This is a genomic window from Listeria kieliensis (assembly GCF_003369925.1).
Taxonomy (GTDB): Bacteria; Bacillota; Bacilli; order Lactobacillales; family Listeriaceae; genus Listeria; species Listeria kieliensis_A.
The window spans coordinates 1,008,378-1,024,041 of record NZ_LARY01000001.1 but is presented as its reverse complement, the minus strand read 5'-3'; the positions used below and the strand labels follow the sequence as shown (position 1 = coordinate 1,024,041).

At 40.8% G+C, this 15,664-nt stretch carries 13 protein-coding genes and 1 pseudogene; all 14 read left to right on the top strand.

What is annotated here, in order from left to right:
• Positions 1-21: 21 nt before the first annotated feature.
• The 14 genes and pseudogenes from UR08_RS05040 to dtd all read left to right on the top strand — a co-directional run bounded on the left by UR08_RS05040 (position 22) and on the right by dtd (position 15,658).
• The gene (locus tag UR08_RS05040; RefSeq protein WP_115752551.1) at positions 22-750 is read left to right on the top strand and encodes a YebC/PmpR family DNA-binding transcriptional regulator; all 729 of its coding nucleotides are present in this window, start codon (positions 22-24) and stop codon (positions 748-750) included.
• Between the two features lie 54 nt (positions 751-804).
• Positions 805-2,151 (top strand): aldehyde dehydrogenase family protein, encoded by a 1,347-nt coding sequence (locus tag UR08_RS05035; protein WP_115752550.1) that lies wholly within the window; start codon positions 805-807, stop codon positions 2,149-2,151.
• Positions 2,152-2,322: 171 nt separating this feature from the next.
• Complete coding sequence (gene ruvA, locus UR08_RS05030) at positions 2,323-2,925, top strand: Holliday junction branch migration protein RuvA (RefSeq protein WP_115752549.1); 603 nt, start codon at positions 2,323-2,325, stop codon at positions 2,923-2,925.
• 11 nt (positions 2,926-2,936) lie between these two features.
• A complete protein-coding gene (gene ruvB, locus UR08_RS05025) occupies positions 2,937-3,944 on the top strand; it encodes a Holliday junction branch migration DNA helicase RuvB (RefSeq protein ID WP_115752548.1) in 1,008 nt (335 codons plus the stop codon).
• Positions 3,945-4,973: a tRNA preQ1(34) S-adenosylmethionine ribosyltransferase-isomerase QueA gene (gene queA / locus UR08_RS05020; RefSeq protein WP_115752547.1), complete on the top strand. Its 1,029-nt coding sequence runs from the start codon at positions 3,945-3,947 to the stop codon at positions 4,971-4,973. It abuts the gene before it with no gap.
• 95 nt (positions 4,974-5,068) lie between these two features.
• Positions 5,069-6,208 carry a tRNA guanosine(34) transglycosylase Tgt gene (tgt, locus tag UR08_RS05015; RefSeq protein ID WP_115752546.1) on the top strand — a complete coding sequence of 380 codons (1,140 nt, stop codon included), beginning with the start codon at positions 5,069-5,071 and terminating at the stop codon, positions 6,206-6,208.
• A 38-nt stretch (positions 6,209-6,246) separates the two neighbouring features.
• Positions 6,247-6,582 carry a preprotein translocase subunit YajC gene (gene yajC / locus UR08_RS05010; protein WP_115752545.1) on the top strand — a complete coding sequence of 112 codons (336 nt, stop codon included), beginning with the start codon at positions 6,247-6,249 and terminating at the stop codon, positions 6,580-6,582.
• Between the two features lie 145 nt (positions 6,583-6,727).
• A pseudogene (locus UR08_RS13085) lies at positions 6,728-6,976 on the top strand (post-transcriptional regulator); the annotation flags it as partial.
• A gap of 218 nt (positions 6,977-7,194) precedes the next feature.
• Positions 7,195-9,459 (top strand): protein translocase subunit SecDF, encoded by a 2,265-nt coding sequence (secDF, locus tag UR08_RS05000; RefSeq protein ID WP_115752543.1) that lies wholly within the window; start codon positions 7,195-7,197, stop codon positions 9,457-9,459.
• A gap of 82 nt (positions 9,460-9,541) precedes the next feature.
• Positions 9,542-9,886, top strand: a complete 345-nt coding sequence (locus UR08_RS04995) for a LapA family protein (RefSeq protein WP_115752542.1) — start codon at positions 9,542-9,544, stop codon at positions 9,884-9,886.
• 94 nt (positions 9,887-9,980) lie between these two features.
• On the top strand, positions 9,981-12,290 hold the full coding sequence (gene recJ, locus UR08_RS04990; protein ID WP_115752726.1) for a single-stranded-DNA-specific exonuclease RecJ: 2,310 nt from the start codon (positions 9,981-9,983) through the stop codon (positions 12,288-12,290).
• Between the two features lie 28 nt (positions 12,291-12,318).
• Positions 12,319-12,840 carry an adenine phosphoribosyltransferase gene (locus tag UR08_RS04985; RefSeq protein WP_115752541.1) on the top strand — a complete coding sequence of 174 codons (522 nt, stop codon included), beginning with the start codon at positions 12,319-12,321 and terminating at the stop codon, positions 12,838-12,840.
• Between the two features lie 132 nt (positions 12,841-12,972).
• Positions 12,973-15,189 (top strand): RelA/SpoT family protein, encoded by a 2,217-nt coding sequence (locus tag UR08_RS04980; RefSeq protein WP_115752540.1) that lies wholly within the window; start codon positions 12,973-12,975, stop codon positions 15,187-15,189.
• A 13-nt stretch (positions 15,190-15,202) separates the two neighbouring features.
• Positions 15,203-15,658: a D-aminoacyl-tRNA deacylase gene (gene dtd, locus UR08_RS04975; RefSeq protein ID WP_115752539.1), complete on the top strand. Its 456-nt coding sequence runs from the start codon at positions 15,203-15,205 to the stop codon at positions 15,656-15,658.
• Positions 15,659-15,664: the final 6 nt, after the last annotated feature.

Sequence of the window (15,664 nt, the reverse complement as noted above, 5' to 3'; positions counted from 1 at the left end):
GAAAAGGAGTGGTGACAGGTTATGGCAGGACATTCAAAATGGAAAAATATTCAAGGTAGAAAAAATGCTCAAGATTCAAAACGAGCAAAAGTTTTTCAAAAGTTAGCAAAAGAAATTTACATGGCAGCAAAGAGTGGTCCAGACCCGAGCTTGAATCCGGCACTCCGACTTGTTGTGGATAAGGCGAAAGCAGCTAATATGCCAAATGACAATGTGAAACGTGCAATTCAAAAAGCTGCTGGAAATAATGATGCCGAGAACTATGATGAAGTTTCTTATGAAGGATACGGTCCGGGAGGAATTGCGGTTCTCGTGCATGCACTGACAGATAATAAAAATAGAACGGCAACTAATGTGCGTGTTGCTTTTAATAAAAATGGAGGCAGTCTCGGAGAAACAGGGAGTGTCGCCTACATGTTTGAACGAAAAGGCTATCTGGTTGTAGAACGCGAAGGCTTGGATGTAACAGAAGATGACTTTATGCTTGAAGCGATTGAAGCTGGGGCACAAGACGTGGAGAGCAGTGAAGAAGTTTTTGAAGTTTATACAGATCCGGCAGATTTTACAGCTGTTAAGGATGCGCTAAATGCGGATGGCTATTCGTTTGCAGCAGCTGAATTAAGCATGATTCCGTCTATGTATAATGAAGTTCCGGAAGAGAAGGAAGCTCAATTTGAAAAGATGATGGATGCACTTTTAGAAGATGACGATGTACAAGAAGTGTATACAAATGCAAAAGACGGGGAATAAGCATATGCGCCTTACTTGTATCAAGTAAGGCGTTTTTAGATGGGGGCTTAGAAGATGGAATATGCAGAAATTGTTCCAAGACAAAAAAGCTATTTTGCAGGGAACACGACGAAAACATTAGCGCATCGCTTGGAAACACTTCGGCTGCTTGAAGGTTTACTAAGGGAAAATGAAGGGTTGTTTTTGGATGCGCTAGAGGCGGATCTTGGTAAAAGTGCTGATGAGGCTTTTATGACAGAAATTGGGATTGTCTATGAAGAGATTCAGTTTATGAAGCGGCATTTGAAACAGTGGATGAAAGCAAAGAAAGTGAAGACAGCCATGACGCATCTTGGTTCGAAAGGCTGGACAATACTAGAGCCTTACGGAGCGGTGCTCGTGATTGCTCCTTGGAATTATCCATTTCAACTCGCGTTAACGCCATTAATTGGAGCCATTGCGAGTGGAAATACTGTTGTTTTAAAGCCTTCGGAACTCGCACCCAAAACAGCGGATGCGCTTTTTCAAGTGTTATCGCAATTTCGAGAAGAGATTATAGCGGTGGTGCTAGGAGATGCGTTTTTAACGACTCAATTAGTAAGGCAACCTTTTGATTATTGTTTTTTCACTGGATCAAGCCGTGTGGGGAAGCTTGTTATGCAGGAAGCTGCTAAACAGCTTATGCCAGTGACGCTTGAACTGGGCGGGAAGAGTCCATTAATCGTTACGAAAGATGCGGATTTAAAGCTAGCTGCTAAACGTGTAGCTTTCGGGAAATGGATAAATGCGGGTCAGACTTGTATTGCGCCTGATTACGCATTTGCTCAAGAAGATGTCTATCAGGAATTTAAAGATGAGTTAGCTCAAGCAATTCGGGAGCTTTATGGGGAAAAGCCGCTTGAAAACGAAAAGTACGGGCGTATTGTCAACCGGGCTCATTTTGACCGGCTTATAGGCTACGCAGCGGATGCTCAGAAAGATGAAGAAACGTTAAAAATAGCGCCGTTTCTTTTAGAAAAGCCCGATCTCGATAGTGCAGTGATGCAAGAAGAGATCTTTGGTCCGATTTTGCCGCTTTATCCGTATCGGAATTTGGAGGAGGTTCTTGATTTTATCAAGATGCGTCCAAAGCCGCTCGCTCTTTATTTATTTACGAAAAATCGGGATTTGGAAAGGAAAGTCTTGTTTGAAACGTCATCGGGCAGTGTTTGTATCAATGACACCTTGATGCAAATTTCAACGCCTTATTTGCCATTTGGTGGCGTCGGTGCTAGTGGCATGGGAAGCTATCACGGTTATCAAAGCTTTCGAACATTTTCCCATCAGAAAAGTGTTCTCAGACAGCCTAACTGGTTAGATTTCAGTTTCAGGTACCCCCAGTCAAAATGGAGAGGGAAAATTTTACGGCTGCTCTTCAAATAAAGGAAGGCAAGTCTTGCGTGCGGTCTTTGCTTTTTTGTACAATGAAGAAGTCGATCCGCGTAGCCAGTTTAAGTGATTGAGGGAGACTTGCATGGTTCTTGCGAAAGTAGCACGAATGTTCGACTTGTGCTATTATTGTTGTTAACGGTACTTTAGAAGGGACGAAAGATTGTGTACGATTATATTAAGGGAATCATTACGGCGGTTACGCCTGAGTATATTGTTGTGGAAGCGGGTCAGATCGGCTACAGCATCATAACGGGTAATCCGTTTTCTTTTTCAGCGCTTGAAGGAAAGGAAACGAAGGTTTATTTGTATCAAAATGTACGGGAAGATAGTCTGACGTTATTTGGTTTTAAAACGCTTGAAGAACGTTTTTTATTTAAGAAACTATTAAGCGTTTCTGGCATTGGTCCTAAAAGTGCGCTTGCGATTATTGCTTCGGGTGATGCGGCTAAGCTTATTTCTGCGATCGAAGCGGAAGATGATGTTTTCCTTACAAAATTTCCAAGTGTCGGTAAAAAAACGGCAAGACAAATTATTCTGGATTTAAAAGGAAAATTAGGGGATGTAGCGGTAAATGAAATTCAGGTTGAACCCGTGAAGCAAGAACTAACAGATGGACTCCCTCCAGCACTTGAGGAAGCTTTGCTTGCGCTTCAAGCACTTGGCTATAGCGACCGGGAACTGAAAAAAGTATTGCCGAAACTAAAAGAAGAAAAACTTTCAAGCGATGAAGCGATTAAGCTTGCGCTGCGCTTGATGACGAGTTAGGAGGTTAAAGCGTGGAAGATCGGATTGTTTCTTCAGAAAATGTGAATCAGGAAGAGATTTCGTTTGAAACGAGCCTCAGACCACAACTTCTTGCTGAATATATTGGTCAGGATAAAGTAAAACAAAACTTGGAGATTTTTATCGAAGCGGCAAGGCAGCGTGAAGAAGCTTTGGATCATGTGCTTCTTTATGGACCTCCTGGACTTGGAAAAACGACTCTTGCGATGGTGATTGCTAATGAACTTGGAACGAATATCAGAACGACTAGTGGTCCAGCGATTGAAAGACCAGGAGACCTCGCGACGATTTTAACGGCGCTTGAACCGGGAGATGTTTTGTTTATTGATGAAATCCACCGGCTCTCAAAGGCAGTGGAAGAGATTCTTTATCCGGCGATGGAAGATTATTGTTTGGATATTGTGATCGGGACGGGACCCACGGCGAAGTCTGTTCGGCTCGACTTGCCTCCCTTTACACTGATTGGTGCTACAACACGCGCTGGTCAGCTTTCTGCGCCTCTTCGTGATCGTTTCGGCGTAGTGGACCATCTGGAATTTTATACAGAAAATCAGCTAGAGGATATTGTCACGCGAACAGCCAAGATTTTATCGACCGAGATTAATCATGGCGGTGCGCTTGAAATTGCAAGGCGTTCACGTGGAACCCCGCGTATTGCTAACAGGCTGCTAAAGCGCGTCCGAGATTTTGCCCAAGTAAAAGGTAATGGATTGGTTGATTTTTCGATTGCGGAGGAAGCTTTAACGCTTCTTAGGGTGGATCCAAGAGGGCTTGATACGATTGATCAGAGGCTGCTTGAAACGATTATTCGTTCTTTTCGTGGGGGGCCTGTTGGGCTTGATACGATTTCTGCAAGTATTGGCGAAGAACGAGAAACGATTGAAGATATGCATGAACCTTACTTACTTCAAATCGGTTTTTTACAGCGTACGCCACGAGGAAGATTGGCAACATCGCTTGCTTATGAACATTTAGGAATTGAAGAAAAGGGTGCTGAATAAATGAGAGTTGAAGATTTCGATTTTGACTTACCTGAGGAATTGATTGCGCAAACGCCGCTTCTTGACCGGACGGCAAGTCGTTTGATGCTTGTTGATAAACAAACAGGCGAATTAAAAGATGATACGTTTAAATCCATTGTTTCTGAACTACACGCTGGTGACGCGCTGGTATTAAATGATACCAGAGTTTTACCGGCACGACTTCACGGGATAAAAGAAGAAACAGGCGCACATATTGAAGTGCTTCTTTTAAAACAACAAGAAGGAAATACTTGGGAAACGCTCGTAAAACCTGCTAAACGAATTCGAAAGGGTGCGAAAATTAAGTTTGGTGACGGCGAACTTGAAGCGGTTTGTCTGGAAGAACTGGAACACGGTGGACGCATTTTAGAGTTCCATTATCAAGGGATTTTTTATGAGATTTTAGAACAGCTTGGTGAAATGCCACTTCCCCCTTATATCAAGGAACAACTTGAAGATGGGGATCGCTATCAAACGGTTTACGCAAAGGAAAATGGCTCAGCAGCTGCGCCGACAGCAGGCCTTCATTTTACGGAAGAACTGCTAGATGAAATAAAAGCAAAAGGTGTGAAGGTCTGCTTTTTAACGCTGCACGTTGGACTCGGGACATTTCGTCCAGTGGATGTTGAAGATACGGAAAACCACAAGATGCACTCGGAATTCTACCGTTTGACAGAAGAAACGGCTGTCGTTTTAAATGACGTGAAACAAAACGGTGGAAAAATCGTTGCAGTGGGAACGACTTCGATTCGCACACTAGAAACGATTGCGACGAAATTTGATGGACGTATTCAAGCAGATGCGGGTTGGACGGATATTTTTATTTCGCCTGGTTATACTTTTAAAGCGGTGGATGCTTTGATCACGAACTTCCATTTGCCTAAATCTACTTTAATCATGCTTGTTTCTGCACTGGCATCGCGAGACATTATTTTACACGCTTATGCACATGCGGTACGTGAAGAATATCGCTTCTTTAGTTTTGGAGATGCGATGTTTATTCACTAATCGAGAGAAAAGAGGACTTTTTTTCTGAAAAGGCTTGAGTTCTCTCTTTTTTTTCGTTATGCTATTCAGTAGAGTAAAACAGAAAGAGGTTTGAAATGGCTGCAATTTCTTATGAACTAATAAAAACAGATAAGAAAACGGGTGCGCGTTTAGGAAAACTACACACGCCGCACGGCACGTTTGAAACGCCAATGTTTATGCCTGTTGGGACGCAAGCTACGGTCAAAACGATGTCACCAGAAGAGCTTAAACAAATGGGCGCAGGTGTGATTTTAAGCAATACCTATCACCTCTGGCTTCGCCCAGGTGAAAAGCTTGTTGAGGAAGCGGGCGGTTTGCACCGATTTATGAACTGGGATCAGCCGATTTTAACAGATTCTGGTGGTTTTCAAGTCTTTAGTTTAAGTGATATGCGCGATATTAAAGAAGAAGGCGTGCATTTCAGAAATCATCTTAACGGGGACAAGTTATTTTTATCTCCAGAAAAAGCGATTCAAATTCAGAATTCGCTCGGCGCGGACATTATGATGAGTTTTGATGAGTGTCCACCGTATCCAGCGACACATGAATACATGAAGCGTTCTGTTGAAAGAACATCAAGATGGGCTGAACGTGGTCTGAAGGCGCATATGAAACCGGATGTGCAAGGGCTTTTTGGAATTGTTCAAGGTGGGGCATATGAGGACTTGCGGACACAAAGTGCGAAAGATTTAGTATCGCTTGATTTTCCTGGATACTCAATTGGCGGACTGTCTGTTGGCGAACCAAAAGACGTGATGAACCAAGTTTTGGAATACACGACACCACTACTTCCAAGCGGGAAGCCTCGTTACTTGATGGGAGTGGGGTCTCCGGATTCGCTTATTGATGGTGTGATTCGTGGGATTGATATGTTTGATTGTGTTTTACCAACACGAATTGCTAGAAATGGAACTTGTATGACTTCAAATGGCCGGCTAGTAATCAAAAATGCCAAGTTTGCACATGATTTTGGTCCACTTGATGAAAATTGTGATTGCTACACGTGTCGTAATTATTCACGGGCTTACATTCGTCACTTGATTCGTTGTGATGAAACCTTTGGAATAAGGCTTACAACTTATCATAATCTTTATTTTCTGTTAAACTTGATGGAAAAGGTGCGAAATGCCATCCGTGAAGACGCATTACTTGAATTTCGTGAAGAATTTTTTGAGCAATACGGATTTAATGGTCCGAATGCGAAAAATTTTTAATAAATTTATTTGGATATCTTGAGAGGAGCTGAAAGTCTTTGAACGGTTTATTAACATTTCTTCCGATTATCTTGATGATTGTTTTGTTTTACTTCTTACTTATCAGACCGCAACAAAAGCGTCAAAAAGAAGTTACAAATATGCAAAACAGTCTTGCTAAGGGAGACAAAATTATTACAATTGGTGGTTTGCATGGGATTGTTGATGCAATTGAAGATAGTATCATCGTCTTAAAATGTGGAAATGCCAAGTTGACATTTGATCGCAATGCAATCCGTACAGTTCTTGAAAAAGGAAGTACAGTTTCTGCGGAACCTGCTGCAACAAAAGCTACAGAAGAAGATTCCGAAGATGCAAAAGAAGAAAATAAATAAAAAATCAACCGCTCCCAAGTCATTTGGAGCGGTTTTTTTGTATCTAAATGTGTCAATTTAGTGGTATTTTTGTATTTCCGCTTTTCATTTAGCCAAGTTTTAGATAGAATAAGGATAGTTGATTGTAAAGTGGGAGGGGAGTAAAATGAAATCACTTGAAGAATGGTATGAATTATTAACGCCAGCCATCTCCATTAGAGTTAAGGATTTTCATCTGCTTGGTTACCGAGAAATCAAGCCAGAGCATATTTGGAATTTCTTGACCGATGTGAAGTGGATCGAGAAGCCTTCTCCAAATTTGCATGAGCGTGTAAATGACATCATGCAAATGAACATTGGACAATTAATGGAATTTATATCAAAGGAATCAAAAAGACCAGAAGAAAATACGCACACACTTGATCAAGCACTTGTAGAGGAAGTTCTTCACAATACGAATGAAGCCGAAGCGCATGAAGAACGGGATTCCGTTCAAGATTCTTTTTCTGTTGAAGACGAATCTAAAGAACTGTCTCAAGAAGATGAAAACAAATTAGAGGATTCAACAAAAGAAAAGTAAGTATCGCCTGCGTGCAGTGTTAGTGGTTTTGATGAGGGAGGAAAAAAGCAAAGATGGTTAAAAAGAGCAAGTTGATTACCTTTTTCCTAATTGTCGCCATTATTTTCGGTGTCGTCATTGGAACAACGAAAATGGTGCTCGACAAAATTAATTTAGGACTAGATCTCCAGGGTGGATTTGAGGTTTTATATCAAGTTGAACCTGCGAGCGGAAAAGGTGAAATCACAAAAGACACACTTACAGATACTGTAAGTGCACTCGATCGCCGGATTAATAGCATTGGTGTTGCTGAACCGGTCATCACAATTGAAGGAAATAACCGCATTCGTGTTCAGCTTGCGGGGGTCACAGACCAAAACCAAGCAAGAAAAATGCTTTCGACAACAGCGGAACTATCGTTTAGAGATGCGAAAGACAAATTGATGCTTGATGGTTCTGATCTTGTTCCAGGTGGAGCAAAACAAGCCTTTACAGATACGAACCAACCGATTGTTACTTTAAAACTAAAAAGCGCGGATAAATTTGCGAAAGTAACAAAAGACATTTTAGGTGAAGCACCAAATAATCAACTCGTTATTTGGCTAGACTGGAAAAAAGGGCAAAAGTATGAAGAAGAAAAAACGAAAAAAGATCCTGCTTACTTGTCCGCACCAAATGTCAGCAAAGTGATTGATGATAATAATGTACAAATTGAAGGAAACTTTACAACAAAAGAAGCTAAAGATTTAGCGAACTTACTAAATTCAGGGGCACTACCCGTTAAAATGAAAGAAGTTTACTCGACTTCTGTCGGCGCTCAGTTTGGTCAAGATGCGCTTAACCAAACGATTCTTGCCGGAATCATTGGGGTTGCTGCGATCTTTATCTTTATGCTAATTGTTTACCGTATTCCTGGTATTATCGCTTGTATTACATTAACAGCTTATACGTATATCGTACTCTTAATTCTGGCGCTCTTAAATGCGACGCTCACGCTTCCGGGTATTGCCGGGCTGATTCTCGGGATAGGGATGGCGGTCGACGCGAACGTTATTACCTACGAGCGGATTAAGGAAGAGCTTAAAGTTGGGAGATCGACGAAAGCGGCTTTTGAAATTGGTGGAAAAGAAGCTTTCCGTGCGATATTTGACGGAAATATCTCGACACTACTCGTTGCAGTTGTCTTGTTCTACTTTGGAACAAGTTCGATCAAAGGATTTGCGACTGTACTGATTATCAGTATTCTTGTTAGCTTCTTGACTGCTGTTTGGGGTTCACGTGTCTTACTTGGACTGCTTGTGAAGAGCAACGTATTAAATAATAAACCACGTCTCTTTACGGTAAATCCAAAAAATATTCATAACTTACATGATGGCATTAGTACGTATGATTTGAAAACACACTTCGACCGTTTCGACTTTGTCAAGAATCACCGAGTATTCCTTGGTATTTTTGCAGCGATTACGATTGCGGGCATTATCATTTTAAGTGTATTCAAATTGAACCTTGGTATTGATTTTGCGAGTGGGACGCGTGCTGAAGTAACGTCTAACTCAAAACTAACGGAACAACAAATCAAGAAGGACTTAAATGAAATTAAGATGCCTTCGGATGATATTGTCTTCCAAGGTAAAAATTCTACAACGGCTGTGATTTCGTTTAAAGGTGCCTTAAGCCAATCTGAGATTGCTAAATTTAAGACGCATTTTGATGATAAATATAAACATGAGCCAAGCATCAGTACGGTAACGCCGACTGTTGGAAAAGAATTAGCGAAAAATGGCTTATACGCCCTTGCGATTGCTTCAATCTTGATTGTAATTTACATTGCGATTCGCTTTGAATTCTACATGGGGATTGCTGCGATTCTTTCCTTGCTATTTGATGCTTTCGTGATCTTTATTTTCTTCAGCATTTTCAGACTGGAGGTAGATTTAACCTTCATTGCTGCCGTACTTACGGTTATCGGGTATTCGATTAATGATACGATCGTAACCGCTGACCGGATTCGGGATATTGGTAAGAAAATGAAGCGCTACAAGACCAAAGAAGATGTCGCTTTTGCGGTGAATCACGGATTACGGCAAACCTTTACACGGTCAATCAATACGATCTTGACTGTTGTTTTCACTGTGCTTGCCTTAGTTCTATTCGGAAGCGAATCAATTTTAAACTTCTCAATCGCGCTTCTTGTTGGACTCGTATCAAGTGTGTTCTCATCTATTTTCATGGCGATGCAGTTATGGTATGTGTTTAAATCGCATCAAGTGAATAAAAAAGGTCCAATTCAAAACGTGAAGAAAAAGAAAAAGCGTAACCCAGGTCAACCTGTGGTATAGAATAAGTGTAAAGTAAAAAGCCGAAAAAATTTTTTCGGCTTTCGCTTTTCAAATTTATTGTTTAATTGGGGGATGGAGCTGTATGAAGAATCAATGGCAGGTCATTTTAGGAATTTTGTTGGTACTTTTTATCGCTATTTTTGCGGTGATCAATGTAGACTCGGTTGAGGTGAATTTTTTATTTGCAAAAGCTGAGTGGCCTCTTGTCTTAGTAATTTTAGGATCGGTTTTAATTGGTTGTTTGATTATTTTCTTCTTGAATATTGCTAAAGTGAGAAGTGGCAATAAACAAATCAAACAACTGAAAGAAGAAAAAACCGAGTTAACGCGTAAGCTTGCAGCTGCTGAAGCAATGCACGGTAAGAAGTCAACGATTGATGTTGGTGAGAAAGAAACAAAAGAAGCAAACGAAAAGCCAAACCTGTAATGGGTTTGGTTTTTTTGTTTGTCTTTAAAAGAAGTTCTACTGTAAAAATCCAGAAAAGTTCGGTATAATAGGAGGGTTGAAAGGTGGAACGATTGTGATTCATTCAAAATACATTTGGAAAACAGAAGAAATTGCGAAAGATAAAGCGGCCGCACTTGCAGAAGAGTTGGGTGTTTCACCTGTTCTTGCCGAAATGCTTTCAAAGCGAAAAGTAACCACAAAAGGACAATTAGATAAATTTTTTCATCCCGATAAGTTTTCTGCTTACGATCCATTTTTACTTCAAGAGATGGATAAAGCGGTTGAACGAATTCAAAAAGCGATTGCGCAAAATGAAAAAATAATGATTTACGGTGATTACGATGCAGATGGCGTGACAAGTATTGCTGTTTTATTTTCTTCACTTGAAAAACTCGGTGCTCAGGTAGACTTTTATATTCCGAATCGCTTTACGGAAGGATATGGACCGAATAAAGAAGCTTTTCAAATGATTAAAAACCAAGGCTATGATCTTTTAATCACTGTTGATAATGGAATTGCAGCGCTTGATGTGATGGAATTTGCGAAAGAAATCGATTTGGATGTTATTATAACGGATCACCACGAAAAACGAGACACACTTCCAGAAGCAATTGCTGTGATTCATCCACGTCATCCGCTTTCTGAATATCCTTTTCATGATCTTGCAGGGGTTGGCGTCAGCTACAAACTGTCACATGCACTGCTTGGCGAGGAACCCGAAGAATTGCTCGATCTTGTTGCTGTCGGGACAGTTGCGGATTTAGTTTCGCTCACAGATGAAAATCGGCTGCTCGTTCAAAAAGGACTTCAAGTTCTTCGAAATACACCAAATCTTGGCTTACAAGTGCTTGCTAAGAAAGCGGGTGCGAAGTTACATGAGGCGACGGAAGAAACGATTGGCTTTATGCTTGCGCCTCGTCTAAATGCAGTTGGACGACTTGGAGCCGCTGATCCTGCTTGTGAACTACTTCTTGCGCATATAGATGAAGAAGCGGAAGAGCTTGCTCAACTTATTGATGAGACGAATAAAGAACGCCGCACGCTTGTTGCTGACATTACGAAGCAGGCCTCTCAAATGGTGGAAGAGATGGAAAAAATGCCGAGCATGATTATTGTGGCAGCTTCTGACTGGAACGCAGGTGTTTTGGGCATTGTGGCTTCGCGTCTAGTTGAGAAATTTGGCCGGCCGACGATTTGCTTAGCAATTGATGAAGCGACAGGCCTTGCTAAGGGTTCAGGACGAAGTGTCCCTGCTTTTCATCTGTATCAAGAACTCGATCAAAATCGTGAGTTACTAGAAGCTTTCGGTGGCCATCCAATGGCTGCGGGGCTTACGATTCGCGTGGATGCGCTTCAGGCGTTTACGGAAAACATGGAAGGGCAAGCAGCAAAACTTTCTCAAGAAGACTTAAAGCCTGCACTCCAGATTGAAGATACGATTTCACTTGAAACCGCAAGTTTATCTTTCATTCAAATGGTGGAACAAATGGCACCATTTGGAACGGGGAATCCTAAACCGCTTTTCAAATTTGCTAGCGTTCATCTTGAGGGAACAAAACAAATCGGGGCGGATAAGACACATCTTAAAACTTTCTTGAAAAAAGATGAAGCTTTACTTGATGCGGTTGGCTTTAATATTGGTCACCTTGTGTCTGAGCTTTCTCCGGCAGCGGAAGTGGATGTTGTGGGCGAACTCTCGGTCAATGAATGGAACAATGTTCGAAAGCCACAGATGCGCCTCGTTGATCTTTCAGTTTCGCACTGGCAAGTGTTTGATGTTCGTAATCGGACGGAATGGAATCAACTGCTTCGTGAGAAAAAAAGTAAACGTGTTTTTATTTGTTTTGAAGAATCTAGTAAAGAAGCGCTAGACAATCTAGAAGAAACAGTCATTGCATTTAGTGATTCTCTTAGCGAGGCTTCACTTCCTAAATCTGAAGAGATTATTTTTGCAGACATCCCGCAAGAAGTCGAGCAGCTTGAGCGCGTGGTACAGGAAATTCAGCCGGAAAAAATTTATTTTCACTTTCATTCTGGAGAAAATAATGAGATGGACAGGTTACCGGATAGAAAAGCATTTGCCTCGCTTTATGGGTTAATTAAAAAATTTCAACCGTTTTCGCTCAGCAAATACGAAGAAGCATTGTCACGCAAATTTGGCTGGAGCAAACAACAAATTGAATTTATGTCGGGCGTGTTTTTTGAGCTAGATTTTGTTAAAATAGAAGGTGATGTGATTACGCTTCAAGAGACTGCAGGGAAAAGGAATTTAGAAGAAGCAAAATTATATCAACAAAAAGAACGTGAACTTGAAACGCGACAAAAACTGCTTTATGCGAGTTATTCGGATTTATTTAACTGGATGAAGCGGATCATGGAGTAATCGCTCTAAAACTTGGAGGAAACTAAACATGGACTTAAATGAACTGAAAAATTATGTGGCAATTGTTGAAGACTGGCCAAAAGAAGGCATCGTCTTTAAAGATATTACGCCGCTCATGAATGATGGGGAGGCTTATAAATTTGCAACCGATCAAATCGTCAACTATGCGGAAAAATTAGAAGTTGATTTGATCGTCGGACCAGAAGCGCGCGGTTTTATCATCGGTTGCCCAGTTGCTTATGCGCTTGGGATTGGTTTTGCCCCTGTTAGAAAACCAGGGAAATTACCTCGTGAAACGATCGAAATGGAATATGCACTTGAATACGGAACGAATACGCTTACGATGCATAAAGATGCGATCAAGCCAGGACAACGAGTTCTTATCACGGATGATTTACTTGCAACTGGGGGAACAATTGAAGCAACAATTAAACTGGTTGAAAAACTTGGCGGTGTAGTTGCTGGTTGTGCTTTCTTGATCGAATTAACGGAACTTCATGGACATGAAAAATTAAATGGTTATGACCGTTTAATTTTGATGGATTTTTAAAGAAAGAAAACCATTTTCGCTTAGAAAGTGGTTTTTTCTTTATCGGACTTTAAAACTACTTTCTAAAGAATATTTAGTCGTGTATAATGAAAGCAAGAATCTTTTCTGGCTGAACAAAAGGGGTGGATAAAAATGGCGAAAGATCAAAATTTAACGGCTGAACAAGTGATTGAAATGGCTTCTCACTATATGAATAAGGAACACCTTGCTATAGTTGAAAAAGCCTATAAATTTGCTCGTGATGCACATAGTGAACAATTTCGTAAATCGGGAGAGCCTTATATTATTCATCCGATACAAGTCGCTGGCATTTTAGTCGAACTTCACATGGATCCACAAACAGTTGCTTCAGGTTTTTTACATGATGTTGTGGAAGATACGGAAGTGACACTTGAAGACTTGCAGGAAGCTTTTGGTGAAGAAGTAGCGATGCTTGTTGACGGGGTCACTAAACTTGGGAAAATCAAATATAAATCGCATGAAGAGCAACAAGCAGAAAATCACAGAAAAATGTTTATTGCAATGGCACAGGATATTCGAGTCATTTTGATCAAACTTGCGGATCGATTGCATAACATGCGGACGCTCAAACATTTGCCGGTCGAAAAGCAGCGTCGAATTTCAACAGAAACACTTGAAATTTTTGCACCACTTGCTCACAGGCTAGGTATTAGTCGTGTAAAATGGGAACTAGAAGATACAGCGCTACGCTACTTAAATCCGCAACAGTACTACCGTATTGTTCACTTGATGAAGCAAAAGCGCGGTGAACGTGAGCAGTACTTGCAAGATGTTATTGATGGGGTGCAAGAAAATTTAAAAGAACTTCACATTGAAGCTGATATTTCAGGTCGTCCAAAGCATATCTATTCGATTTACCAGAAAATGTCAGAGCAACACAAGCAGTTTAATGAAATCTATGACTTATTAGCTGTTCGAATACTCGTAAGTAGCATCAAAGATTGCTATGCGGTGCTTGGTGTGATTCACACGAGATGGAAACCGATGCCGGGACGTTTCAAAGATTACATCGCAATGCCAAAATCGAACATGTATCAATCGCTTCATACGACAGTTATTGGTCCTCAAGGTGAACCGCTTGAAGTTCAAATTAGAACGCAGGAAATGCACCAAATTGCCGAATATGGGGTTGCAGCACACTGGGCTTATAAAGAAGGAAAAGTTGTCAATTCGAAGACTTCTTTCGATAATAAAATGACATGGTTCCGTGAAATTCTCGAATATCAAAATGAATCTGATAATGCAGAAGAGTTTATGGAGTCGCTCAAACTGGATTTGTTTTCCGATGTGGTTTATGTTTTCACACCAAAAGGGGATGTGTTTGAGCTTCCGAATGGCTCTGTGCCACTTGACTTTGCTTATCGCATTCATACAGAAATTGGGAATAAAACCATTGGTGCGAAAGTCAATGGAAAAATCGTGACGCTTGATTATAAATTAAAAACAGGCGATATTATTGATATTTTGACATCCAAACATTCATATGGACCAAGTCGGGACTGGTTGAAACTCGTCCAAACTTCGCAAGCACGAAACAAAATTCGTCAATTCTTTAAGCGACAAGATAAAGAAGAGAATATTGAAAAAGGCCGTGACATGGTTGAAAAGGAACTTCGGCAAATGGACTATGAACCGAAGAAAATCATGACGCAAGAAAACATGAAACGCGTTATCGACAAATTAAATTTTGCTCAAGAAGACGACTTATTTGCCGCAGTTGGCTATAATGGCATCACGGCTCTACAAGTGGCCAATCGACTGACTGAAAAAGAACGAAAAGAGCGTGAGCAAGAAGAACAAACCGAGAAACTATTAACGCAAGCGGAGCAGAAAAATAATTCAGCTGAACAAAACAACGAAAAACTCAAGATTAAACACAATGCTGGCGTGGTTGTTCAAGGAGTTGGGAATTTATTAATTCGGTTATCGCGTTGTTGTAATCCAGTGCCTGGTGACCAAATTGTTGGCTATATTACAAAAGGCCGCGGCATTTCGATTCACCGAAAAGATTGTCCTAACGTTCAGTTGACGGAAACAGATCGCTTGATTGATGTGGAATGGGAAGATGCTGATGAAAAATCGAAAACAGATTACAATGTGGACATCGAAGTATTCGGCTACAATCGCAATGGGCTATTAAATGATATTTTACAAGTTGTAAATAGCTTAACGTCGAATATTAATGGGGTTAACGCGAAAGTGGATCAAAACAAAATGGCAACACTAGTCTTGACTCTTCAAATCCATAACATCGCTCATTTGCAGCGTGTGGTGGATAAGATTAAGCAAATTCCAGATGTTTATACTGTTCGGAGATTGATGAATTAGAGGAGGAGATAAAATGCGCGTTTTACTTCAACGAACCAAATCTGCAAGTGTAACAATTGATGGCGAAATCACAGGGGAGATCCCATTCGGACTTTGTTTACTTGTTGGGTTCACACATACAGATACAGAAAAAGAGATTGATGTATTGGTGAAAAAAATTGCGGGATTGCGTATTTTCGAGGACGAAAATGAAAAAATGAACTTATCGCTCGCAGATGTTGGCGGTGGCATTTTAAGTGTTTCTCAGTTCACGCTTTATGCCGATGTAAGAAAAGGACGTCGGCCAAGTTTTACGGATTCGGCGCCTGGAAGTGAAGCAGAAGCACTTTATCAACTCTTCAATGAAAAACTTGAACAAGAACTTGGCTTAAACGTGGAAACGGGGGTTTTCGGTGCTTCTATGCAAGTAACGATTACAAATGATGGACCTGTTACGATCATGTTAGATTCAGATGATCTCGCTAAATGAAGTTAA

Excerpts from the sequence above, each read along its gene's own strand:
- tgt (WP_115752546.1), top strand. The coding sequence starts at position 5,069 with ATGGCTGCAATTTCTTATGAACTAATAAAAACAGATAAGAAAACGGGT.
- UR08_RS05035 (WP_115752550.1), top strand. The coding sequence starts at position 805 with ATGGAATATGCAGAAATTGTTCCAAGACAAAAAAGCTATTTTGCAGGG.
- secDF (WP_115752543.1), top strand. The coding sequence starts at position 7,195 with ATGGTTAAAAAGAGCAAGTTGATTACCTTTTTCCTAATTGTCGCCATT.
- UR08_RS04985 (WP_115752541.1), top strand. The coding sequence starts at position 12,319 with ATGGACTTAAATGAACTGAAAAATTATGTGGCAATTGTTGAAGACTGG.
- UR08_RS04995 (WP_115752542.1), top strand. The coding sequence starts at position 9,542 with ATGAAGAATCAATGGCAGGTCATTTTAGGAATTTTGTTGGTACTTTTT.
- UR08_RS05040 (WP_115752551.1), top strand. The coding sequence starts at position 22 with ATGGCAGGACATTCAAAATGGAAAAATATTCAAGGTAGAAAAAATGCT.
- dtd (WP_115752539.1), top strand. The coding sequence starts at position 15,203 with ATGCGCGTTTTACTTCAACGAACCAAATCTGCAAGTGTAACAATTGAT.
- UR08_RS04980 (WP_115752540.1), top strand. The coding sequence starts at position 12,973 with ATGGCGAAAGATCAAAATTTAACGGCTGAACAAGTGATTGAAATGGCT.
- queA (WP_115752547.1), top strand. The coding sequence starts at position 3,945 with ATGAGAGTTGAAGATTTCGATTTTGACTTACCTGAGGAATTGATTGCG.